A 22,060-nucleotide genomic window follows, 5' to 3' on the forward strand; every position below is an offset into this window, starting at 1 on the left:
ACCACCGGGAGAACGACCTCGTGCTCCTCGAAGCGGGTCATGGCGAGAGGGTCCGCCAGGAGCACGCTGGTGTCGAGAACGTACGTGCGCCGGTCTGGTGTCCGGCGGCTCTTGGAACTGACCACTAGGCCTCCAGGGCGGATGACCCTGCGTCATCCGCGGCAAGCCGGCCCCCGCTGCCCCGGTGGCCTCGGGGCCGGTCTGCCTGGAGTATTCCCAGGCGGGGGGCGGTGCATTCGCGTCCTCGGCGAACTGACGGATCATTGCCGGTGAACGTTTGGCCTCGCCCCGCCACCGGGTAGATCAGCCCCTACGGCGCTCTCCGCCCGGGCGGCGGCCGATCCCGCCCGACGGCCCCTGCAGCGGCCCCTCCGGCAGCCCCTCCGACCGTGCCCGCACGGCGCTCCCGGGCGGGCCGGGCCCCCTCGACCGCAGTCGCGGTACGCGCCGGGTCAGAGTCCCATCCGCCGGTGCCGCTCCTCGTAGGCGCGCAGCGCCCGCAGGAAGTCGACCTTCCGGAAGGCCGGCCAGTACGCCTCGCAGAAGTAGAACTCGCTGTGCGCGCTCTGCCAGAGCAGGAAGCCGGAGAGCCGCTGCTCGCCCGAGGTGCGGATGACCAGGTCGGGGTCGGGCTGCCCCCTCGTGTAGAGGTGCTCGGCGATGTGCTCGACGTCGAGGATCTCGGCCAGCTCCTCGATCGAGGTGCCCCGCCCGGCGTGCTCCTGGAGCAGCGAGCGGACGGCGTCGGCGATCTCGTGCCGGCCGCCGTAGCCGACGGCCACGTTCACGGTGATCCCGTCGATCCCGGCGGTCTCCTCGGCGGCCTTCTTGAGGACGTCGGCGGTGTGCTGCGGCAGCAGGTCCAGCGCACCGACCGGGTTGACCCGCCAGCGGCGGGCGGCGGCCAGGTTGGTGACGGCGTCCTCGATGATCCCGAGCAGCGGGACCAGTTCGCCGGCCGGGCGGGAGAGGTTGTCGGTGGAGAGCATCCACAGGGTGACGACCTTGACGTGGGTCTCGTCGCACCAGCCGAGGAACTCGCTGATCTTGTCGGCCCCGCGCTGGTGACCGTAGGCGGTGGACCCGCCGGTCGCCTTGGCCCAGCGGCGGTTGCCGTCGAGGATCACGCCGATGTGGTGCGGGGTTCGGGCGAGGTGCACCTCGACCCGACGGCCGTACAGGCCGTACATCCCGTCCAGCAGGGTGCGCAGACCCGGCGTGCGTTCGACGACATCGCGCAGACCCATGCTTTTCGGCCCCTCCGTGCTCACTTCACCGGGTGCTTCACAACCCCCGGCGCAGCCTACTCCCGCGTTGTGTCGGCAAGGAAAGCCGCAGGTCCCGGGAGGGTCACGGTCCGGTGCGGAGTCTGTTGCGACGCGTGTGGCCCGGATGGCCGGAAGGCGCCCGCGAGAACCCCGGGTGTCCACAGGGGCGCCGGATACGGAACGGTCTCCGATTCCTTAAGGAATCCGTAAGCCGACGGTTCAATGCTTGACGACCACTAATGGTCTAGTCCAGCTTTTGACCCAAGGCGGAACGAACACAACCGGACCGCCCCACCGAGGCAGTACTGCGGACCTCCCCTCCCCCACACGCGGCCGCCGCGCCCCCCACCGCGGCGGCCGCTCCTCCCCACAGGAGCGCACCTCCATGGCCCGTACGCTGAACCAGCCCGCGCACAAGCGTCGGCGCAGCCCCCTCCCCGCCCTCGCCGCCGGCGCCACCGCCCTCGCGCTGGCCGGCACCGGGCTCGCCCTCTTCGCCGGGGGCGCCAACGCCGCCGCCGGGAACCTCGTCGGCAACGGTGGCTTCGACTCCGGCTCGCTGAGCGGCTGGACCTGTACCGGCGCCGCCCGCGTCGTCACCACCCCGGTCCACTCGGGTGCCGGCGCGCTGCAGGCCACCCCGGGCGCCGCGGACACCGCCGAGTGCACCCAGACCATCAGCGTGCTGCCCAACACCAGTTACACCCTCAGTGCCTGGGTCCAGGGCCCGTACGTCTACCTCGGCGCGCGCGGCACCGGTGGCACCGACCCGAGCGCCTGGTCCAACCAGAACAGCTGGAACCAGCTCTCCACCACCTTCACCACCGGCGCCAACGCCACCAGCCTCACCCTCTACCTGCACGGCTGGTACGGCCAGAGCGCCTACCTCGCCGACGACGTCGTGCTGAGCGGCCCGGGCGGGACCACCACCCCGACCCCCACCCCGACCGTCACCCCCACCCCGACGCCGACCGCCACGGCCACGCCGACCACGACGGCCTCCCCCACGGCCACCGCGACGCCGACCCAGACCGTCACCCCGACCCCCACCCAGACGGTCACGCCGACCCCCACGGCGACCAGCACCGGCAACCCCAACACCGGCCTGCCGAAGCACGTCGTCACCGGCTACTGGCACAACTTCGACAACAAGGGCAACAACCTCCAGAAGCTGAGCGACGTCCAGAGCGCGTACGACATCATCGCGGTCTCGTTCGCCGACTCCGTCGCCAACCGCCCCGGCGCCATCACCTTCAAGCTGGACGCGGAGCTCTCCGCGGGCCTCGGCGGCTACACCGACGCCCAGTTCCGGGCCGACGTGAAGGCCAAGCAGGCGGCCGGCAAGAAGGTCATCATCTCCATCGGCGGCCAGAACGGCGCCATCCACGTCAACGACGCGGCCGCCGCGAGCGCCTTCGTCGAGACCGCCTACGCGGTCATCAAGGACTACGGCTTCGACGGCCTCGACGTCGACCTGGAGAACGGCCTCAACCCGACCCACCTGGGCAACGCGCTGCACGCCCTGCAGGCCAAGGTCGGCCCGAGCTTCATCCTGACGATGGCGCCGGAGACCATCGGGATGTACTCCACCGCCGGCTCCTACTTCCAGCTGGCGCTGAACACCAAGGACATCCTGACCGTCGTCAACACCCAGTTCTACAACTCGGGCGGCATGAACGGCTGCGACGGCAAGGTCTACAACCAGGGCACCATCGACTTCATCACCGCCCAGGTCTGCACCCACATCCAGGGCGGCCTGCGGCCCGACCAGGTCGGCATCGGCGTCCCCGCCTCCTCCAAGGCGGCCGGCGGCGGCTACGTCTCGCCGAGCGTCGTGAACAACGCCCTGGACTGCCTGGCCACCGGCAAGAACTGTGGCAGCTTCGTCCCGCCGGCCAAGTGGCCGACCATCCGCGGCGCGATGACCTGGTCCACCAACTGGGACGCCAACAACGGCAACGCGTTCTCCAACGCGGTCGGCCCGTTCGTCCACCAGATGCCGTAATCCCCCACGGCGCGCCGCCCCGTGAGGGTGGGGCCAGCGCGTCGGCGCCGGGCCCGTCGTACCTTGACCGGTACGACGGGCCCGTCCGCCGTTTCCGGGGCGGGTGCGCCACGGCGGGTGCGCCACGGCCGCGGCCCGCGCTACGGATGGACCAGGACCGTGAGCAAGGTGCCGAGCAGCAGGAACGGACCCATCGGCACCTCCCGGCCGCGCACCGGACGCCGGCGCACCAGGGCCGCCACCAGCACGCCGACCGACCAGAGCCCGGCCAGCAGCACGACCGTGATCAGCCCGGTCAGCGCCGCGGACCAGCCGTACCGTCCGAGCAGCGCGCCGAGGCCGAGTGCCAGCACGGTGTCCCCGGGGCCCATCAGTCCCAGCCAGACCGGCAGTTCGAACAGCGCGCCGGCCGCCAGCGCCACCAGCAGGCAGCGCAGCAGCACGTCCGGGCTGCCGTCCACCAGCTCCAGCACCGTCAGCAGCACCGCGAGCCCCGCCGCCAGCGTCAAGCTCAGCGGGTACGGCAGCCGGTGCACCCGGGCGTCGGTGAAGCCGAGCACCACCCCGACGCCGGCCGCCCAGAGCAGCAGCAGCGCGTCGGACGGCCGGCCGGCCGTCAGCGCGGCGGCGGCCGCGGCGGCGGTGACCGCCTCCACCTGCCAGGCGCCCGGGCCCAGCCCGCTCCGGCAGCCCGGGCAGCGGCCGGTCGGCGGCAGCCCGCGCAGCTCCCGCGCGCAGGACGGGCAGGTGGTGCACCACGGCTCGCCCTCGGGCACGGCGTACCGCACCACCAGGCCGCGCAGTGCCGGCGCCGCCAGCAGACCGGCCAGCACGGCCCCGACCACGCTCGCGATCACGACGTCCTCCCCCTCCGCGCGACGACGGTACGATCCGGCGGGTCCCGGTCAGGAACCGGCCGGACGCCGTCCGCGTCCGACTCAGGCGGCACCCCTTGATCCGGGTGCCGCGACCGACCACATCATCCACGGGGGAGACACACCTTGACGAAGCACCGGACCACTCTGCGCGCGGCCGTCCCGGTCGCGGCGCTGGCGCTGGCCCTGACGGCCTGCGGGCCGGAGAACGACGACCCGGCCGTCGTCGCCGCCCCGACCGCCGCCGGCACCACGGCGGGCGCTCCGGCGGGGGCCCCCACGGGCGCGCCGACCACCGCACCCACCGGGGCCCCGGCGGCCACCGGCGGCGGCGCGGCGGGAGGCGGCGGCACCGCGACCGCCAACCCCGCCCCCTCGGCCGCCACCAGCGGCAACCCGATCGGCGGGGCGAGCGGGGGCGGCAGCAAGATCACCTTCGAGAACCCGCTGCCGCTGACCGCCACCGGCAGCTACCTCGGCAAGACCAAGGCCGACGTGACCCCGGTCTCGGTGGTCAAGGGCACCGCCGCCGACATCGCCCCGTTCAACTTCAAGCCCGCCGACGTCGCCGGCAAGACGCCGTACTACGTGACCGTCTCGTTCACCAACAGGACGGGCGCCCCGCTGAACGACGAGTACTTCATGATGCGGTTCAAGGTGAACACCGACGCCAAGGCGACCGGCATCCTGGCGGCCCCGACCATCCTGAAGTCCATCCCGGCCTGCGACTCCGGCAAGAAGCCCGGCACGCTCGCCGACGGCCAGAGCCAGCAGCAGTGTGCCGTCTATCTCGTGCCCAACGACACACCGCCGCAGTTCCTCACCTTCGGCAGCGTTCTGGACACCCAGCCACTGATCTGGAAGGCGAGCTGACGCCTCCGCCTCCCGATCCAAGGAGTGGCTGAGCAGTAGCGTCCGGGCGGTCCGGCGGGTGTCCCACGACACGCGCCGGACCGCCCGGTTCTGCCCCTAAAGTAGGCAGGCATGCAGGTCATCCAGTCCAGCAAGCTCGCCAACGTCTGCTACGACATCCGCGGCCCGGTGCTCGACGAGGCGATGCGGCTGGAGGAGCAGGGCCACCGCATCCTGAAGCTCAACACCGGCAATCCCGCGCTGTTCGGCTTCGACGCGCCCCCGGAGATCCTCCAGGACATCCTGCGCAACCTCTCCTCCGCGCACGGCTACGGCGACTCCAAGGGGCTGCTCTCGGCCCGCCGCGCCGTGGTCATGCACTACGAGGAGCGCGGCCTGCACGGGCTGGACGTCGAGGACGTCTTCCTCGGCAACGGCGTCTCCGAACTCATCCAGCTGGCCATGACCGCCCTGCTGGACGACGGCGACGAGGTGCTCGTCCCCGCCCCGGACTACCCGCTCTGGACGGCCTCCGTCTCGCTGGCCGGCGGCACCGCCGTCCACTACCGCTGCGACGAGCAGTCCGAGTGGTACCCCGACCTCGCCGACGTCGAGGCCAAGGTGACCGACCGGACCAGGGCGATGGTCGTCATCAACCCCAACAACCCGACCGGCGCGGTCTACCCGCGCGAGGTGCTGGAGGGGCTCGTCGAGATCGCCCGCCGGCACCAGCTGGTGATCTACGCGGACGAGATCTACGACAAGATCCTCTACGACGACGCCGAGCACATCCCGCTGGCCACCCTGGCCCCCGACCTGTTCTGCGTCACCTTCAACGGCATGTCCAAGTCCTACCGGGTCGCGGGCTTCCGCTCCGGCTGGATGGTGCTCTCCGGCGACCGCCACCGCGCCCGCAGCTACGTCGAGGGCCTGACCGTGCTCGCCTCGATGCGGCTCTGCGCCAACATGCCGGCCCAGCACGCGGTGGCCGCGGCGCTCGGCGGCCGGCAGTCGATCAAGGACCTGGTGCTGCCGGGCGGCCGTCTGCTGGAGTCCCGCGACGCCGCCTACCGGCTGCTCAACGACATCCCCGGGGTCAGCTGCGTCAAGCCGAAGGGGGCGCTCTACGCCTTCCCCCGGCTGGACCCGAAGGTCTACAAGATCAAGGACGACGCCCAGATGGTGCTCGACCTGCTGCGGGCCGAGCGGATCCTGCTGGTCCAGGGCACCGGCTTCAACTGGCCGGAGCCGGACCACTTCCGGCTGGTCACCCTGCCGCGTCCGGAGGAGATCACCGACGCCGTCACCCGGATCGGCACCTTCCTCGGCGGCTACGCGCAGCCCTGAAGCGGGCCGGGCGCGGGCCGGGCGCGGACGGGACCGCAGGCCGGGACGGCAGGCCGGGCGCGGGCCGGAAAAGCGCTACGGCCGGAGTCCCGGTCCGGACGATCTCCTTGGTCGGGGAAAGATCGTCCGGCGGGGCTCCGGCCGTCCTGTCGCTCGTCGGTGCGCGATTCGTGCCACGCACCGACCACTTACTCGCCTTACTGAGGCTCAGGCTCAGCCGAGGCGGGCGACAAGGTCTCGGTACTCGTCCCACAGCTCGGTGGGCGTGTGGTCGCCGAACAGTTCCAGGTGGGCCGGGACGAGCGCGGCCTCCTGGCGCCAGATGTCGGCGTCGACGGTGAAGAGCAGGTCGAGGTCCTCCTTCGACAGCTCCAGGCCGGCGAGGTCGAAGGACTCCACGGTCGGCAGCACGCCGATCGGCGTCTCGACACCGTCGCCGGTGCCCTCCAGCCGCTCGACGATCCACTTGAGCACGCGGCTGTTCTCGCCGTAGCCGGGCCAGACGAACTTGCCCGCGCCGTTCTTGCGGAACCAGTTCACGTAGTAGATCTTCGGCAGCTTGGCGGCGTCCGCCTCGGCGCCGACCTTCAGCCAGTGGGCGAAGTAGTCGCCCATGTTGTAGCCGCAGAAGGGCAGCATCGCGAACGGGTCGCGACGCAGCTCGCCGACGGTGCCCTCGGCGGCCGCGGTCTTCTCGGAGGCGATGTTGGCGCCCAGGAAGACGCCGTGCTGCCAGCCGAAGGACTCGGTCACCAGCGGGACTGCGGTGGCGCGGCGACCGCCGAACAGGATGGCCGAGATCGGCACACCCGCCGGGTCCTCCCACTCGGGGGCGATGGTCGGGCACTGCGCGGCCGGGACGGCGAAGCGGGCGTTCGGGTGGGCGGCCGGGGTGCCGGACTCCGGCGTCCAGTCGTCACCGCGCCAGTCGGTGAGGTGGGCCGGCTTCTCGTCGGTGAGGCCCTCCCACCAGACGTCGCCGTCGTCGGTGAGCGCGACGTTGGTGAAGACCGTGTTGCCCCAGAGGGTGTCGATCGCGTTGGCGTTGGTGTCGACACCGGTGCCGGGCGCGACGCCGAAGAAGCCGGCCTCCGGGTTGATGGCGCGCAGACGGCCGTCGGCGCCGAAGCGCATCCAGGCGATGTCGTCGCCGATCGTCTCGACCTTCCAGCCCGGGATGGTGGGCTGGAGCATCGCGAGGTTGGTCTTGCCGCACGCCGACGGGAAGGCCGCCGCGACGTACTTGACCTCCGACTCGCCCGTGGGGCCGGCCGGCGGGGTGAGCTTCAGGATGAGCATGTGCTCGGCCAGCCAGCCCTCGTCACGGGCCATGGTCGAGGCGATGCGCAGCGCGTAGCACTTCTTGCCGAGCAGGGCGTTGCCACCGTAGCCGGAGCCGAACGACCAGATCTCCCTGGCCTCAGGGAAGTGCGAGATGAACTTGGTGGAGCTGCACGGCCACGGGACGTCCGCCTGTCCCTCGGCGAGCGGGGCACCGACGGTGTGCACGGCCTTGACGAAGTCGCCGTCCTCGCCGAGCTGGTCCAGCACGGCCCGGCCCATGCGGGTCATCACGCGCATCGAGACCGCGACGTAGGCGGAGTCGGTGATCTCGACGCCGTACGCGGCGAGCGGGGAGCCGACCGGGCCCATCGAGAAGGGCACGACGTACATCGTGCGGCCCTTCATCGCGCCGCGGAACAGACCGTTCTCGCCCTGGAAGATCTCCCGCATCTCGGCGGGGGCCTTCCAGTTGTTGGTCGGACCGGCGTCCTTCTCCTGCTCGGAGCAGATGTAGGTGCGGTCCTCCACGCGCGCCACGTCCGTGGGGTCCGAGGCGGCGTAGTAGGAGTTGGGGCGCTTGTCCTCGTTGAGCTTCTTGAAGGTGCCCTGGGCGACCAGCAGGTCCGCGAGGCGCTGGTACTCCTCGTCCGAACCGTCGCACCACTCGACGCGGTCCGGCTGGGTGAGCTCCGCGATCTCGCTCACCCAGGCCAGCAGACGCTGGTGGCGGGTAGGCGCGGCGCTGAGAGCAGCCGAGTTCTCGTTCGACACGATCGCTCCTTCACGCCATCCCGGCGGGGAGATGGCGTAGCGGGGTTTGAGGGTGATTGCAGCGTAGCTCCGGGTCCGGGCCCCGAATACGGCGGGGAGGCAAAGTTGGCGCATTTTTTACTACAGTAAGGATAATTACTGGCCAGTAGTGGAGCACCTTCGGCGGGTGCGGAACCCCGTCACCCCGACTTCGAACACTCCAAAACGTCCAACTAGTGACGACCGACACTTCCTACGCGTCAGTAACCTACGGAGCCGTAGGTAGCGGGTAGCATGCGGACATGACTGCTGAGCTCCTGGAGAGCACGGAGCGTGTCGAGCCCAAGCCGACATGGCGCGGCTGGCTGCACGCCGGAATGTTCCCTGCCGCGGTGGCCGCCGGGATCGTGCTGATCTGCCTCGCCGAACCGGGCCCCGCCAGGATCGCGTGCGCGATCTACTCGGCCAGCGCCTGGCTGCTCTTCGGGGTGAGCGCGGTGTACCACCGCTTCACCTGGGGGCCGCGCGGCGACGCGGTCCTGCGCCGGCTGGACCACGCGAACATCTTCCTGATCATCGCGGGCACCTACACCCCGTTCACCATCCTGTTGCTGGACGGCGCCGACCGGCAGTTGCTGCTCTGGGCGGTCTGGGGCGGGGCGCTCGCCGGGATCGCGTTCCGGGTGTTCTGGGTCGGCGCGCCGCGCTGGCTGTACACGCCGGTGTACCTCGCGCTGGGCTGGGCCGCCGCGTTCTACCTGCCCGACTTCCTGCGCACCGGCGGAGTCGCCGTCCTGGTGCTGATGATCGTCGGCGGCGTGCTCTACAGCGTCGGCGGCGTGGTGTACGGGCTCAAGCGGCCCGATCCGTCACCGGGCCGCTTCGGCTTCCACGAGGTGTTCCACGCCTTCACCCTCGGGGCCTTCATCACGCAGTACGTCGGGATCTCACTGGCGGCCTACAGCGCGGCCGGCTGAACCCGGCGCCCCGTGACGGGCGGTCGGCCGGTCCGCGGACCGGGCGGCCGCCCGTTCGGCCGTCCACTCGCGGACCGGGCGGTCGTGCGTCACCGCGGTCTCGTGACCGCGGGACTCGTGCCCCCGTGACTCGGGGCCGCGCGACCCGCGGGGGTCATATGCTCCGCGGGGGTCGTGCGGCGGCTGACTTCCGCGCACCGGCCGGTGGTGGCCGGCCGAACGCTCGTACGACCGGCGCTCGCGGACCGGGCGGCCGGGCGCCGCGGGCTCGCGCCCCGGGCCCGGCAGAGTCCGCCGGAGCCGCTCGGCCTGCCGCGCGTCGATCGCCTCGCGGGCCCGCCGGCAGCGCTCGCAGTGCGCGGCGTCCGGGCTGCCGCCGGCCGTCCGGTGACCGCGTGCCGGGGGCCGTCCACCCGGCTCGGCCGCCCGGTGGAGCAGCTGCCAGCGCAGCCCGACGTACACCATCAGCAGCAGCACCTCGACCCCGGCGACCGCCAGCACCAGCGCGGCGCCGTTGATCAGGTAGGCCGCGACCACCGCCAGCGCCGAGCCCACCACCACTGCGGCACCCCAGATCTGGGCACCCGACTTCCGACCAGCCATTTCGGCTTCCCCTTCCTGCGCCGGGCTCGTGGTCGGCTCCTGCCGCCCCACCCCTTCTCCGCTCTCGGCACGCATCGGCCCGCACTGACCGACCGCCACATCCTATCTACCGTCAGTCACCCGAAACCGCCCGAAAGCGGCGAACGACAGATCAACGTTGCGTCAATTCCATGTGCGGAACGCGCACTTCCAGGACACATCACGGAGCGTGACGATTCCGCCACCAGGGGCCGACATTGACGGGAGCCACCTTCTGGAGGTTACTGTCATTTGACAGCGACCATCTTCCAGGTCTCCGGAGGTTGTCCGTGACCACCCCGCCCACCGACCGGGCCCCGGCCCCGCCCGGGCCCGACCCGCGGCGCTGGCTCGCGCTCGTCGCCGTCGCCCTCAGCGTCCTGGTGATCAGCTTCGACATGACGGTCCTCAACGTGGCATTGCCCACCCTGGCCTCCCAGTTGGAGGCCACCACCGGGCAGCAGCAGTGGATCGTCGACTCCTACAGCGTGGTCTTCGCCGCGGCGATGCTCCCCGCCGGGCTGATCGGCGACCGCTTCGGCCGGCGCCTCGTCCTCACCCTGGGCCTCGCGCTGTTCGGCCTCTCCTCCGCCGTCGGCATGCTCGCCGACAGCCCCGGCACGCTGATCGCCGCGCGCGCCGCGATGGGCCTGGCCGGCGCGCTGGTGATGCCGATGTCCATGGCGGTGATCCCCGGGATCTTCCCGGCCGCCGAGCAACGCCGCGCCACCGCGGTCCTGGCCGCCGCCCTCGCCGTCGGCACCCCGCTCGGTCCGCTGATCGGCGGCTTCCTGCTCCAGCACTTCTGGTGGGGCGCGATCTTCGTGGTCAACCTCCCGCTGGTCGCGATCGGCATCACCGCCTGCCTGATCCTGTTGCCGGAGACCCGCAACCCCGCCGCACCCCGGATCGACCTGCTCGGCACCCTGCTCGGCGCCGGCGGCCTGGCGGTACTCACCTACGGCATCATCGAGGGCCCCGAGCGCGGCTGGTCCGACCCCCTGGTCCTCGGCACGATCGGCGGCTCGCTGGTCGCGCTCACCGCGCTGGTGCGGCGCAGCCGGCGCCGGCCCGACCCGATGCTCGACCTCACCCTGCTCGCCGACCGCACCTTCCGCTGGTCGGTGGTGGCCGCGACCCTGGTCTCCCTGGTGCTGTACGGAGCCTTCTTCGTGCTGCCCCTCTACTTCCAGAGCGTGCTCGGCGCCGACGCCTTCGGCACCGGCCTGCGGCTGATGCCGATGATGCTCGGCCTGATGGTGGCGGCCCGGTTCAGCGACAAGCTGGTCGCCCGGACCGGCCACCGGCCGGTGATCACCGCCGGGCTGGCCGTCCTGGCCGGAGCCCTGCTGATCGGCAGCCGGACGGACGCCTCCGACGGTTACGGCCCGGCGGCGGTCTGGCTGGTCCTGCTCGGGTTCGGCATGGGCCTGTCGATCATCACCGCCCAGGCCACCGCGCTGCTCACCCTGCCGCCCGCCCGGGCCGGCGTCGGTTCGGGGCTGCTCCAGACCTTCCGTCAGGTGGGCGGGGCGATCGGGGTCGCGCTCTTCGGCAGCCTGCTGGCCGGCTCGTACCGGGGAGCGCTGGACACCACCGAGCTCCCGGCGGGCGCCGCGGACCGGGCCGGGCAGTCGGTGGTGGCCGCCGACGCCGTCGCCGCCTCCACCGGGGACCCGTCACTGGCCGCCTCCGCGCACGCCGCCTACGTCCACGGGATGACGGCGGTGCTGCTGACCGCCGGGGTGGTCGCGGTGCTGTCGGCGGTTCTGGTCGCCCTCCGGATGCCGTCCGTCGAGCCCACCGGGCCCGCCGAGCCCTCCGTCGGCGGAGCGGTCACCGGCGAGCCCGCCGCCGACGGCCCCGGCACCGGTCCCGGACCGTCCGCCGCGCCCGCGGCCGATCACGGATAATCGAAGGTATGAGCGCAGCGCAGCCGACAGCGGCACCCCCGGCGGGCCCGGACGATCCGGTCCAGGCGATGCCGGCGGCGCCGCTGTCGCTGCGCGAGCGGAAGAAGCTGAAGACCCGCCGGGCGATCCGCCGCGAGGCGTACCGGCTCTTCGCCGAACTGGGCTACGAGAACACCACGGTGGACCGGATCGCGGACGCCGCCGAGGTCTCGCAGTCGACCTTCTTCCGGTACTTCGCCACCAAGGAGGACGTCGTCCTCACCGACGAGTACGACCCGGCGATGATCGCCGCCCTGCTGGCACGGCCCGCTGACGAACCGTTCCTGCGCTCCTGCCGGGAGGCCCTCACCGGGCTGATCCGCACACTGGTCCGGGACGAGCGCGAGGAACTCCTCGTCCGGATGCGGCTGGTCACCGAAGTCCCCGCGCTGAGGGCCCGGATGCGCGACACCGCCAACGACCCGCAGCAGCTCTACCTCACCGTGCTGATGCAGCGGGCCGGTGTCCAGGAGCCGACCTTCGCGATGCGGATCACCGCCGCCTCGCTCGGCGCGGCCACCACGGAGGCCGTCCTGCGCTGGGCCGAGAGCGGCGGCACCGAGGACATGGCCGAGCTGGTCAACCGCGCCTTCGCGATCATGGAGAGCGGCTTCACCGAGCTCTAGGCGCCCGGACGTACGGCAGGCGGCCGGTCCCGCGGCAGGGCCCGGACGGGCGCCCGGACCCGAACGGGCCCGGACGGGCCCGGGCCTGCGGCGGGGCCCGGTCGCCGTGCCGGGCCCCGCCGCCTCGGTCCGGCGCTACCCGCGCCGGACTCCCACCCGCCGCCGCAACGCGAGGCCCGCGCCCGCGACAGCGGTGACGCTCAGGGCCGCGGTCGCCGTCGCGGCGGGCAGCACGCTCCCGCCGCTCCCGGCCGGCTCACCGGCCGCGTCCGGGCGGTAGCCGCCGCCCTTGCCCGCCCGGTCGTACGCCGAGCCGGGCAGCTTGTCGCCGTACCGCTCCCGGACCAGCTGCCGGTACGCCGCCAGGGTCACCCCGGAGTCGCCCACCGAGCCGCGGGCCTCGTCGTCCAGTGGGAGCACCCGGCCGTCCCGCAGCACGTACCAGGCGTTGAGCTGCGGCTCGCGGAACGCCGTCCCGCCGCCGGTGCTCGCGGCCTGCGCCGCGTAGTCGTTCTCGTCCCCGCCGGAGGCGATGTTGACGACCCGCCAGGCGCCGCCCTCCTTCACGGTCCAGACCGAGGCGACCTGTCCGTCGGTCGAGACCACCCGGCTCGCGGTGAACTCCGCCCTGGCCACGGCCGCACCCGGGGTGCCGGCCACGAACGCCGCGTCCAGGGTGTAGACCGGCACGGTCTCGCCGGTCAGCCGCGGGGCCGCCGCACTCGCGGCCTGCGCCTCCTCGGCGGCGCCGATGGTGAGCTGCTTGGTCGGCGGGACGCCCTTGCGGGCGAAGAAGCGCCCCAACTGGTCGAGCACGGCGGGGCTCTGCACCGCGCTCCTGGCCTGGGCCAGCTCGGCGGCGGAGACGGGAGCGGGGCCCTGTGCGGGCTCTGCCGCGGACGCCGCCGGAGCGACGGCCAGGCCGATCCCGGCCGCCAGCAGGACGCCGGCGGCGACGTTACGGATGCTGGTCATGGTCGCCCCTCACGCGCCGATCCGGTACAGGGAGTGGGTCCAGGAGAACGTGCCGTTCGACACGTAGTAGTTGTAGTCCGCCCAGTTGTAACGGGTGTTGGACGGCCACGGGTCACCCCAGTAGACCCAGTTGTTGGAGGTGTCGAACCCGTAGACCACGTGCATGTGGCCGCCGCCCGAGCTCCACTGGATCCGGGTCTCGATCGGCCGGTTGGCGTTCACCTCCGTCTGCACCGTGCTGTAGCGCAGGTAGCCGGTGACGTAGGAGCCCGGGTTGATGCCGACCCAGCGCAGGCCGGTCTGCACGTCGCCCAGGGTGGCCTGGTTGTTGGGGCAGCTGGAGTTCGCCGAGCGGCCGAACGCGGCGTTGCAGAACTGGTTCTGGCTGTAGGTGTAGCCGTACCAGGTCGCGATGGTGTTGCCGCTCGCCGCCCAGCACCAGTTGGTCTGCTGTTGCTGCTGCATGGTGATGTTGAGCTTCTTGAAGGTGCCGGCCAGGTCGGCCGTGGCACCCGGCGCGGCGGCGGGCCTGATCTGGTCGGTCCCGGCGAGGGCCGTGGGGGTGGCCCGGGCCGGGGTGACGGCCGCGACGCTGAGCGCCGGACCGAGGACGCCGAGCGCGAGCACCGCGACGGCGCGGCGCAGGCGTGTCCGTGGAACTGACATGGGGGATTTCCTCCTTGCGACAGGCAGAGGAGTCGAGAGCTGTGGGGGTGCGGTCCGGATCCGCGCCATGAGCATCGCGCCGTTGACATGGCCGGTCAACGCCCCCGGCGGTCCGCCGACCCGGGTGTGAACGGTCCCGTTCCCGGTGTGAACGCCGCCCCGCAACCCCCGCCCGGAACGCCCCGACCGGTGACAAACCCCCTTCCACATGTGAATATTCACGACCAGCCGGACCCGCCCCGTCCGCCACCCGAGGAGGCCGCCATGCAGCGGACCGACCACCCCGACCTCGCCACCGCCCTGCGCACCGGCCCGTTCCACCTCGCCCTGCGGACCGCGATCACCACCCGCGGCCTCGCCCTGCACCGCGTCCGCGAACACCTCGCCCTGCGCGGCGTCCACATCGGGGTCACCAGCCTCAGCTACTGGCAGCAGGGCCACCGGCGCCCCGAACGGGCCGAATCCCTGCGCGCGGTACGAGCGTTGGAGGACGTCCTGGACCTCCCCGAGCACTCGCTCACCCGGCTGCTCGGACCTCGGCGCACCACCCCCGACAGCCCGGCCGGCCCTCCCGTCCGCCCCTACCGCGACCTGATCGCCCCGGCCGCCGCCGTCGACGACCTGCTCGCCACCATCGCCGGACCGCGCGACACGGGGCTGCACACCATCACCCACATCGAGCGGATCCGGATCGGCGCCGACCGCCAGCTGGTCCGCCGCGACTCCCAGCACGCCCTGCGCGCCCACCGCGACGGCATCGACCGCTACCTCGCCATCCACCAGGGCGACCCCGGCAGCGACATCACCCGGGTCGGGGTCAGGGCGGAGGAGAACTGCCGCCCGGGCCGGATCCGGCGCGACCAGACCCACGACCTGCTGGTCGCCGAACTCCTCCTCGACCGCCGGCTCCGGGCCGGTGACACCCACCTGCTCGGCTACGGCTTCGACGACGCGCCGTCACCCACACCCAGCTGCGAGTACGTCCGGGGCTTCAACTCCGGGGCCGGGCAGTACGTCCTCCAGATTACCTTCCACCCCGCCGCGCTCCCCGTCCGCTGCCGCCGCTTCGCCCGCCGCGCCCCGGGCGAGAAGTCCTACGAGAGCGAGGAGTTGACGCTCGACGGCCACCGCTGCGTCCATCTGGTGGCCACCGCGCTCCGGCCGTGCCTGCTGGGCATCCGGTGGGACTGGGAGTAGCCGCCTCCCTTCACGGCGCCGGGTTCTCCGCCGTGCGGCGGGTGTCGTAGGCGGGGTCGATGGTGCCGAACAGCCGGTCCCAGACGGTGGTGTAGAAGCCCAGGTTGACCCCGGGGTCGACGTGGTGGCCCGCGTGGAACATCGGCAGCGCCACCCAGCGGAACACCGCGAGCCGCCGGGCCCGGGCCGGGAAGGGCTCCACGCCCAGGTGGCCGAGCAGGCCGAAGACCAGGTTGACCACGACGTACCCGGCCAGCGCCAGGGCGGAGATCTCCCAGAGGCAGAGCACCGCGAGCCAGGTACCGCCGAAGCCCAGCACCTCCAGGGGGTGCAGGACGAAGAGCGTGGACGGGCGCGGGTCCGGGTAGCGGTGGTGCAGTTCGTGGGCCAGCCGGTAGAGCCGGCGACGGTGGGCGAGCCAGTGGCCCGCGTACATCAGGGCGTCCATCACCAGGGAGAACAGCAGCAGCTCGGCCACCGCCCGCAGACCGGTGTCCGCCGAGAGCCGCAGCAGACCGTGCTGCCAGAGTGCCCAGCCGGCCACTCCCACACCGGAGTTGAGAAGGACGGCGGTGGCCGTCAGCAGCCACTCGCGGCGGTCCGGCGGCGGGGGCTCCGGCGCCACCCGCCGGTCGCCGAAGCGGCGGACCAGCAGGCTCCCGGCGACCAGCGCCACCGCGAACAGGGCGAGGTTGCCGGCCAGCGCGCCGGCCAGCACCTCCCCCGGGCCCAGCCGGCCCGCCCGTTCGAGCAACCCGTCCACCGTCACGGCCACCTCCCCCGGCGGCCGTGGCGGCCGCCCCGTCCGGATCGGACGCCGGCCCGGGACGGGCGGTTCCCCCGTCCGCACCGGCCGGCGGCGCCGCTCAGGCTACGCGGGCCCGCCGGGCCGCCCGGCCCCGGAACTCCAGCACGGTGCAGTCCTCCACCGGCCGGTAGCCGATCTGCTGGTAGATCGAGTTGCTCGTCGGATTGGCGAGGTCGGTGTACAGCAGCACCTCCGTCGCACCGAGCCCCAGCGCGTGGGCCGAGGCCGCCGCCGTGACCCCGCTCCCGTAGCCGCGTCCGCGGTGGTCGCCCGGCGTGTAGACCGGGCCGATCCGGGACATCCCGGCGATCACCGCACTGTGCCCGGCGAGCGCCACCGGGCGCCCCCCGTCCTCCCAGAGGTGGAGCTGCCGGGCGGCGATCCGGTCGTCGGCGAGCGTCGCGACGCCGGAGGCCACCAGCCGGGCCTCGACCACGAACCGTCCGAGCCACTCGATCACCAGCTCCCGGTCCGACGGGTCGGCGAGCCTGGCGCCGCCGGCCGGCGGACGCGGCGGCTCGGTCGGCTCGCCGAGCCGGTAGAGCCGCTCCCTGGTCCGGACGGACCCGGTGGCGCCGGTGGCGGCCTGCCAGGCGGCGGAGAACGCCGCCACGGCCGCGTCACTCCCGGCGACCTCGACGACGTCCGCCGAACCGGCCCCGACCGCAGCCCCTACCGCCGCCCCCGCTCCGGTCCGGGCGGCGGCGAGTTCGGCCGCCAGCTCGCCGGCCGCCGACACCGGCATCTCCCCGAGCCGCAGTCCGAACGGGGGCGTTCGCAGGAAGGCCCCGCCGACCGGCCCGCCGGGCTCGGGGCACCACCAGCCGAAGACCGGCGCGTCCTCGCCGTAGTAGTGCGGACCGCGCTCCCTCAGCCGGTCCGTCACGGTGAGCAGCACGGTGTTCCGGGCCGGGCGCGCGGCGAGGAACCCGCCCGCGCGGGTGTGGAACTCGTCGACGGAGGTGCTCAGGGTCCAGGCCATGGACCATCTTCGCCCGCCCTTTCGTCCGCGCACCACCCGATTTCCGGGGCACGGTCAGGAGGGCGCGCCGCCCGCCTCCGCCGTCGCGCCCAGCCGCTCCGCCAGCACCGCGGGGTCGGTGGTCGGCGCGTCGCAGACGAAGTGCCGGCAGACGTACGCGGCCGGCGCCCCGCCCACCAGCGGTCGGTCGGCCAGCAGCGGCACCTCGTCGCTGCCCGCTCCCGGCTCGCCGAGCGCGACCACCGCGCCGGGCGCGGTACCCAGCAGGGCGACCCGGTGCAGCGCGGCGGTGGCCGGGTCGCCGGCCGACCCGATCACGGCGACCTCGCGCGGCCCGTCGGCCAGGGCCTCGGCGGCGGCCAGGCCCCAGCCGATGAAGCGGGGAGCGCGCGGGGCGAGTGCGCCGACGATGCCGAGCGCCCGCTCGGCCGCGGTCCGGTGACGTGCCGAACCGGTGTACGCGGCGTACGTGAGCAGGGCGTTGGCGGCGGCGGTCCAGCCGGACGGGGTGGCGTTGTCGGTCGGGTCCTGCGGACGCCGGATCAGCTCCTCGGCGTCGTCGGCGGTGTCGAACAGCGCCCCGGTGGTCCCGTCGGCGAAGTGCTTGAGCACGGTGTCCAGCAGCCCGCCGGCCAGCTGGAGCCACTCGGCCTCCCCGGTCACGGCGAACAGGGCGAGGAAGCCCTCCGCGGTGTCGGCGTAGTCCTCCAGCACGCCCGCGTTCGGGCCCGGGCGGCCGTCGCGCGAGGTGCGCAGCAGCCGGCCGTCGGGGGTGAGGTGAACGGCGAGCAGCAGGTCGGCGGCACGCTCGGCGGCCTCGACGAGGTCGGGCCGGTCCAGCAGGGCGCCCGTCTCGGCGAGGGCGGCGACGGCCAGCCCGTTCCAGGCGGCGACCACCTTGTCGTCCCGGGCGGGTGCGGGCCGGGCGGCCCGCGCCTCGAACAGCCGGGACCGGACGCGCTCGTGGGCGGCGTCGTCCGCCGGGTCGGCGAGCAGCTGGAGCACCGAGGACCCGTGCTCGAAGGTCCCCGCGCCGGTCACCTCGAACAGCTCGGCGGCGTACCCGCCGTCCGCGTCCCCGAGCACCTCGGCCAGCTGGGCGGGCGTCCACACGTAGTACGCCCCCTCGACCGAGCGGCCGGTCGCCGGGTCCGTGCTGTCCGCGTCCAGCGCGGAGGCGAACGCGCCCTCGGGGGTGCGCAGTTCGCGCAGCAGGAAGTCCGCGGTGGTCAGTGCGGTGCGGCGGGCGAGCGGGGAGCCGGTGGCCCGCCACAGGTGCAGGTAGGCGCGGAGCAGCAGCGCGTTGTCGTACAGCATCTTCTCGAAGTGCGGGACGACCCAGTCGGCGTCCACCGCGTACCGGGCGAACCCGCCGCCGAGCTGGTCGTGGATGCCGCCGCGGGCCATCGCCTCGCCGGTGCGGACGGCCATCTCCAGCGCCGCCTCCGAACCGGTCCGGGCGTGGTGGCGCAGCAGGTACTCGACGACCATGGCCGGCGGGAACTTGGGCGCCCCGCCGAACCCGCCGCGGCGTTCGTCGAAGTCACGGCTGAGCGCGACCAGCGCCTCGTGCAGGCCGGTCTCCCCCGGCGGCTGGTGCACGCCGCTGCCGACCGCGTACACCGACGCCCGCTCGGAGAGGTCGGCCCGGATCCGGGCGGCGACCTCGCCGACCTCGTCACGCCGGTCCCGCCAGGCCGCGTGCACGCCTTCCAGCACCTGCCGGAAGGACGGCATGCCGTGCCGCGGCTCGGGCGGGAAGTAGGTGCCGAAGTAGAACGGCTCCTTGTCGGGGGTCAGGAAGACGGTCATCGGCCAGCCGCCCTGCCCGGTCGCCGCCTGCACCGCCTCCATGTACACGGCGTCGACGTCCGGCCGCTCCTCGCGGTCGACCTTCACGGCCACGAACCGCTCGTTGGCGTACGCCGCGACGCCTTCGTCCTCGAAGGACTCGTGCGCCATCACGTGGCACCAGTGGCAGGCGGCGTACCCGACGCTCAGCAGGACCGGCACGCCGCGGCGGCGGGCCTCCTCGAACGCCTCGGGGCCCCACGGCCACCAGTCCACGGGGTTCCCGGCGTGCTGGAGCAGGTACGGGGACGTCGCGTCGGCGAGGCGGTTAGGCATGCCCCCATCCTTGCGCATCGGGCCGGCGCACCGGCGCGCGGACGGGCGCCGGACTCACTCCTTCGAGGCCTCCGGCTGCTCGACGAAGTCGACCTTCTTGAACTGTCGGTTCATCGACTTGGCCAGGAACCAGGTGGCCACGCCGAGGACGGCGAAGACCACGAAGCCCAGCAGGCCGGGGGTGACCTTGGCGTCGTCGACGGCGAGCTCGGCGGCGAGGTGGGTGAGGTTCACGGAGGCGCTCATATCTCTATGGTGGCCCGGCTCACGGGGAGCCGGGCCGTCGGGGGGTGGTTCAGTCGCGCGTGTCGGCCGATTCGGCCGTCAGGCTGGGCGTGCGAAGGCCGGCGAACAGGTCGTCCTCCGGGAGGTCCACGTCGATGAGGGTACGGGCGAGCTCGTAGTCCTCCGTGGGCCAGACCTCGCGCTGGACCTCCAGCGGGACGCGGAACCAGGGGCCGTCCGGGTCGATCTGGGTGGCGTGCGCGATCAGCGCGCGGTCCCGGGTCTCGAACCAGTCGTCGCAGCGGACCCGGGTGGTGATCTCGCGCTCCTTGCGGCCGCTCTTCTCCCAGCCGGCGATCCACTCGCCGTAGGGGGACTCGTGGCCGTTCTCGGAGAGGTACTGGTGGAGCGCGCGGATCCGGCCCATCGGGAAGCCGTGGTTGTAGTAGACCTTCAGCGGCTGCCAGGGCTCACCGGCGTCCGGGTAGGCGTCCGGGTCCCCCGCGGCCTCGAAGGCCAGCATGGTGATCTTGTGGGTCATGATGTGGTCGGGGTGCGGGTAGCCGCCGTTCTCGTCGTAGGTCGTGATGACCTGCGGCTTGAACTCCCGGATCAGGCGGACCAGCGGTTCGGCCGCGTCCTTGACGTCCTGGAGGGCGAAGCACCCCTCGGGGAGCGGGGGCAGCGGGTCGCCCTCCGGCAGGCCCGAGTCCACGAAGCCCAGCCAGGCCTGCTTGACCCCGAGGATCGCGCGGGCCTCGTCCATCTCCTTGGCCCGGACCTCGTGGATGTTCTCCTCGATCTCCGGCCGGCCCTGCAGCTTGGGGTTGAGAACCGACCCGCGTTCCCCTCCCGTGCAGGTGGCCACGAGCACGTCCACCCCCTGGTCGACGTACATGGCCATGGTCGCCGCGCCCTTGCTGGACTCGTCGTCCGGGTGGGCGTGCACCGCCATCAGTCGCAACTGCTCAGTCAACGCGTGCGTTCCTTCCACAATGTCTGGGCGTCCCGCGCAAGCCGGTCTGCCCACCGTCTGAGCCGCTCGGTACGGGACCGCGTCACCGCGGGACCGGCCGCCGCACCTGTCGCCGACACGGCCGAGCCCCGCCCCCGCCGGACCGGCCGTGGGCGTGCCCCTCCTATAGTGACGGACTGGAGGAGCACCGCATTCCCCCGCACCACCCGCGCGGCCCCCTCCCCACGAGAGGACTGAGCCCGATGACCGCAGGCACCAGGACGCCGCAGCTGCCCGAGGGGCGCTACGGACGGCGCGGCGACCGCGAGGCGGACCGGCGGCTCAAGGTGATCGGCGCGGTCTGCGGAGTGCTGGCGCTGGGCCTGGTCACGTGGCTGGGAGCCTCGTACCTGATCCGCGAGACGAAGATCAACGGCGCCGTGCCGTCCTTCGAGGCGGTCTCCGACGTCGAGATGCAGCTGCACCTGTCGGTGCGCAAGAGCGACGGCACCGCGGGCAGTTGCACCGTCCGCTCGCAGGGCGAGAACGGCGCGGTGGTCGGGGTGGCCGACTTCCCGGTACCGGCGGACGGCTCCGGCTACGACGCGGTGGTCAGTCTGCGGACCACCTCCCGCGGCACCACCGCCGAGCTCCTCGGCTGCACCCCCGCGTAGCCGCCCGCGGAGGGCCGGCCCCCGGTAATCACTGGCGGCGACGGCCACCCGGAGCGCATATTCGATCTGGAGAGCGGGCATCCGTAGAGGAGTCGCGCACCGCTGCTGTACATCTCGGCGCAATGTCGTCGTCAATGACGCGCCAACGGCCCTCCCGCTTGTCGGCGGGAGTTGTTAGGCTCGTGGTTTCGCCCCTTCCGCACCAGCTGGTACGGGAGCGGGCGTTGCTTTGTAGTTAAGACCGATATCAGCACCACCAGACGCGCTGACGACTCACACCCTCAGCACAGCCCCAGCACCTACGAGGAGCACCCGTGACCCAGACCAGCGAGAACGTGACCTGGCTCACTCAGTCCGGCTACGACCAGCTCAAGGCCGAGCTGGACCACCTGACCGGCCCCTGGCGCATCGAGATCGCCCAGAAGATCGAGGCGGCGCGCGAAGAGGGTGACCTCAAGGAGAACGCCGGCTACCACGCGGCCAAGGAGGAGCAGGGCAAGTACGAGCTGCGCATCCGCCAGCTCACCCAGCTGCTGGAGCGCGCCAAGGTCGGCGAGGCTCCGGCCGACTCGGGTGTGGTGGCTCCGGGCATGGTCGTGACGGTCGCCTTCGACGGCGACACGGACGACACCATGAAGTTCCTGCTCGGCTCGCGCGAGGTGGCCGGCGACGACGACCTGGAGATCTACTCGCCGCAGTCCCCGCTGGGCCGCGCGATCGACGGCAAGACGATCGGCGACGAGGCGACCTACGAGCTGCCGAACGGCAAGCGGGCCATGGTCAAGATCGTCGAGGTCAAGCCCTACGCCGGCTGACCCTTCCGACCGGCATCGGCCCCGGGACGGGACCACCCGTCCGACCGGCGCCGGCCGACCCCCGCAGAACGCCGACGAG

Annotated in this window: 21 protein-coding genes; 9 read left to right on the plus strand and 12 right to left on the minus strand. The window is 72.8% G+C overall.

The genetic code is table 11. From position 1 onward, the window contains the following. Positions 1-125 (minus strand): PIN domain-containing protein (locus tag ABZY91_RS29920; RefSeq protein WP_355406000.1); only part of this gene is annotated, 125 nt, incomplete at its 3' end. 327 nt (positions 126-452) lie between these two features. Then, a complete protein-coding gene (locus ABZY91_RS29925; RefSeq protein WP_329879722.1) occupies positions 453-1,247 on the minus strand; it encodes an isoprenyl transferase in 795 nt (264 codons plus the stop codon). A gap of 406 nt (positions 1,248-1,653) precedes the next feature. Between ABZY91_RS29925 and ABZY91_RS29930 the strand changes: the two genes are divergently transcribed. Further along, positions 1,654-3,273, plus strand: a complete 1,620-nt coding sequence (locus ABZY91_RS29930; protein WP_329879721.1) for a glycosyl hydrolase family 18 protein — start codon at positions 1,654-1,656, stop codon at positions 3,271-3,273. A 140-nt stretch (positions 3,274-3,413) separates the two neighbouring features. Here ABZY91_RS29930 and ABZY91_RS29935 read toward each other — a convergent pair whose 3' ends face one another. Beyond that, positions 3,414-4,130: a prepilin peptidase gene (locus ABZY91_RS29935; RefSeq protein ID WP_355405979.1), complete on the minus strand. Its 717-nt coding sequence runs from the start codon at positions 4,128-4,130 to the stop codon at positions 3,414-3,416. A gap of 144 nt (positions 4,131-4,274) precedes the next feature. Here ABZY91_RS29935 and ABZY91_RS29940 point away from each other — a divergent pair, with 144 nt between their 5' ends. Next, complete coding sequence (locus tag ABZY91_RS29940; RefSeq protein WP_355405980.1) at positions 4,275-5,021, plus strand: hypothetical protein; 747 nt, start codon at positions 4,275-4,277, stop codon at positions 5,019-5,021. 111 nt (positions 5,022-5,132) lie between these two features. Continuing rightward, entirely contained in the window at positions 5,133-6,347 is a 1,215-nt protein-coding gene (locus tag ABZY91_RS29945; protein ID WP_329879718.1) for a pyridoxal phosphate-dependent aminotransferase, read from the plus strand. Between the two features lie 213 nt (positions 6,348-6,560). On the opposite strand, the gene ABZY91_RS29950 is transcribed toward ABZY91_RS29945, so the two are convergent. Beyond that, complete coding sequence (locus ABZY91_RS29950) at positions 6,561-8,402, minus strand: phosphoenolpyruvate carboxykinase (GTP) (protein ID WP_329879717.1); 1,842 nt, start codon at positions 8,400-8,402, stop codon at positions 6,561-6,563. A gap of 281 nt (positions 8,403-8,683) precedes the next feature. Here ABZY91_RS29950 and ABZY91_RS29955 point away from each other — a divergent pair, with 281 nt between their 5' ends. Further along, positions 8,684-9,358: a hemolysin III family protein gene (locus tag ABZY91_RS29955; protein ID WP_355405981.1), complete on the plus strand. Its 675-nt coding sequence runs from the start codon at positions 8,684-8,686 to the stop codon at positions 9,356-9,358. Here the strand turns inward: ABZY91_RS29955 and ABZY91_RS29960 are convergent. After that, complete coding sequence (locus tag ABZY91_RS29960; protein WP_355405982.1) at positions 9,329-9,961, minus strand: hypothetical protein; 633 nt, start codon at positions 9,959-9,961, stop codon at positions 9,329-9,331. The genes ABZY91_RS29955 and ABZY91_RS29960 overlap by 30 nt on opposite strands. Before the next feature lie 308 nt (positions 9,962-10,269). Between ABZY91_RS29960 and ABZY91_RS29965 the strand changes: the two genes are divergently transcribed. Beyond that, positions 10,270-11,892 (plus strand): MFS transporter, encoded by a 1,623-nt coding sequence (locus tag ABZY91_RS29965; protein ID WP_355405983.1) that lies wholly within the window; start codon positions 10,270-10,272, stop codon positions 11,890-11,892. An 8-nt stretch (positions 11,893-11,900) separates the two neighbouring features. Continuing rightward, positions 11,901-12,557, plus strand: a complete 657-nt coding sequence (locus ABZY91_RS29970) for a TetR family transcriptional regulator (RefSeq protein ID WP_355405984.1) — start codon at positions 11,901-11,903, stop codon at positions 12,555-12,557. Between the two features lie 135 nt (positions 12,558-12,692). Here ABZY91_RS29970 and ABZY91_RS29975 read toward each other — a convergent pair whose 3' ends face one another. After that, a complete protein-coding gene (locus tag ABZY91_RS29975; protein ID WP_355405985.1) occupies positions 12,693-13,532 on the minus strand; it encodes a hypothetical protein in 840 nt (279 codons plus the stop codon). A gap of 9 nt (positions 13,533-13,541) precedes the next feature. Further along, positions 13,542-14,198, minus strand: a complete 657-nt coding sequence (locus ABZY91_RS29980; protein ID WP_355405986.1) for a papain-like cysteine protease family protein — start codon at positions 14,196-14,198, stop codon at positions 13,542-13,544. A 264-nt stretch (positions 14,199-14,462) separates the two neighbouring features. Here ABZY91_RS29980 and ABZY91_RS29985 point away from each other — a divergent pair, with 264 nt between their 5' ends. Next, entirely contained in the window at positions 14,463-15,395 is a 933-nt protein-coding gene (locus ABZY91_RS29985; RefSeq protein WP_355405987.1) for a hypothetical protein, read from the plus strand. 10 nt (positions 15,396-15,405) lie between these two features. Here ABZY91_RS29985 and ABZY91_RS29990 read toward each other — a convergent pair whose 3' ends face one another. The 5 genes from ABZY91_RS29990 to mca form a co-directional block, all read right to left on the minus strand. Continuing rightward, complete coding sequence (locus ABZY91_RS29990) at positions 15,406-16,164, minus strand: sterol desaturase family protein (protein ID WP_355405988.1); 759 nt, start codon at positions 16,162-16,164, stop codon at positions 15,406-15,408. Positions 16,165-16,261: 97 nt separating this feature from the next. Continuing rightward, positions 16,262-17,185, minus strand: a complete 924-nt coding sequence (locus ABZY91_RS29995; RefSeq protein WP_355405989.1) for a GNAT family N-acetyltransferase — start codon at positions 17,183-17,185, stop codon at positions 16,262-16,264. 54 nt (positions 17,186-17,239) lie between these two features. Continuing rightward, the gene (locus ABZY91_RS30000) at positions 17,240-19,312 is read right to left on the minus strand and encodes a thioredoxin domain-containing protein (protein ID WP_355405990.1); all 2,073 of its coding nucleotides are present in this window, start codon (positions 19,310-19,312) and stop codon (positions 17,240-17,242) included. A 54-nt stretch (positions 19,313-19,366) separates the two neighbouring features. Then, on the minus strand, positions 19,367-19,558 hold the full coding sequence (locus tag ABZY91_RS30005) for a hypothetical protein (protein ID WP_329879706.1): 192 nt from the start codon (positions 19,556-19,558) through the stop codon (positions 19,367-19,369). Positions 19,559-19,607: 49 nt separating this feature from the next. Further along, positions 19,608-20,513, minus strand: a complete 906-nt coding sequence (gene mca, locus ABZY91_RS30010) for a mycothiol conjugate amidase Mca (protein ID WP_329879705.1) — start codon at positions 20,511-20,513, stop codon at positions 19,608-19,610. A gap of 242 nt (positions 20,514-20,755) precedes the next feature. Between mca and ABZY91_RS30015 the strand changes: the two genes are divergently transcribed. Together ABZY91_RS30015 and greA are read left to right on the plus strand one after the other, a co-directional pair. After that, positions 20,756-21,166: a DUF4307 domain-containing protein gene (locus ABZY91_RS30015; protein ID WP_329879704.1), complete on the plus strand. Its 411-nt coding sequence runs from the start codon at positions 20,756-20,758 to the stop codon at positions 21,164-21,166. A gap of 314 nt (positions 21,167-21,480) precedes the next feature. Then, positions 21,481-21,981, plus strand: a complete 501-nt coding sequence (gene greA, locus ABZY91_RS30020) for a transcription elongation factor GreA (RefSeq protein WP_329879703.1) — start codon at positions 21,481-21,483, stop codon at positions 21,979-21,981. Positions 21,982-22,060 lie beyond the last annotated feature (79 nt).

It is taken from the genome of Kitasatospora sp. NPDC002965 (assembly GCF_040611255.1).
Lineage (GTDB): Bacteria > Actinomycetota > Actinomycetes > Streptomycetales > Streptomycetaceae > Kitasatospora.

Excerpts from the sequence above, each read along its gene's own strand:
- ABZY91_RS29960 (WP_355405982.1), bottom strand. The coding sequence starts at position 9,961 with ATGGCTGGTCGGAAGTCGGGTGCCCAGATCTGGGGTGCCGCAGTGGTG.
- ABZY91_RS29955 (WP_355405981.1), top strand. The coding sequence starts at position 8,684 with ATGACTGCTGAGCTCCTGGAGAGCACGGAGCGTGTCGAGCCCAAGCCG.
- ABZY91_RS29930 (WP_329879721.1), top strand. The coding sequence starts at position 1,654 with ATGGCCCGTACGCTGAACCAGCCCGCGCACAAGCGTCGGCGCAGCCCC.
- ABZY91_RS29980 (WP_355405986.1), bottom strand. The coding sequence starts at position 14,198 with ATGTCAGTTCCACGGACACGCCTGCGCCGCGCCGTCGCGGTGCTCGCG.
- ABZY91_RS29985 (WP_355405987.1), top strand. The coding sequence starts at position 14,463 with ATGCAGCGGACCGACCACCCCGACCTCGCCACCGCCCTGCGCACCGGC.
- ABZY91_RS29970 (WP_355405984.1), top strand. The coding sequence starts at position 11,901 with ATGAGCGCAGCGCAGCCGACAGCGGCACCCCCGGCGGGCCCGGACGAT.
- ABZY91_RS29925 (WP_329879722.1), bottom strand. The coding sequence starts at position 1,247 with ATGGGTCTGCGCGATGTCGTCGAACGCACGCCGGGTCTGCGCACCCTG.
- ABZY91_RS30015 (WP_329879704.1), top strand. The coding sequence starts at position 20,756 with ATGACCGCAGGCACCAGGACGCCGCAGCTGCCCGAGGGGCGCTACGGA.
- ABZY91_RS29995 (WP_355405989.1), bottom strand. The coding sequence starts at position 17,185 with ATGGCCTGGACCCTGAGCACCTCCGTCGACGAGTTCCACACCCGCGCG.
- ABZY91_RS30000 (WP_355405990.1), bottom strand. The coding sequence starts at position 19,312 with ATGCCTAACCGCCTCGCCGACGCGACGTCCCCGTACCTGCTCCAGCAC.
- ABZY91_RS29945 (WP_329879718.1), top strand. The coding sequence starts at position 5,133 with ATGCAGGTCATCCAGTCCAGCAAGCTCGCCAACGTCTGCTACGACATC.
- ABZY91_RS29975 (WP_355405985.1), bottom strand. The coding sequence starts at position 13,532 with ATGACCAGCATCCGTAACGTCGCCGCCGGCGTCCTGCTGGCGGCCGGG.
- ABZY91_RS30005 (WP_329879706.1), bottom strand. The coding sequence starts at position 19,558 with ATGAGCGCCTCCGTGAACCTCACCCACCTCGCCGCCGAGCTCGCCGTC.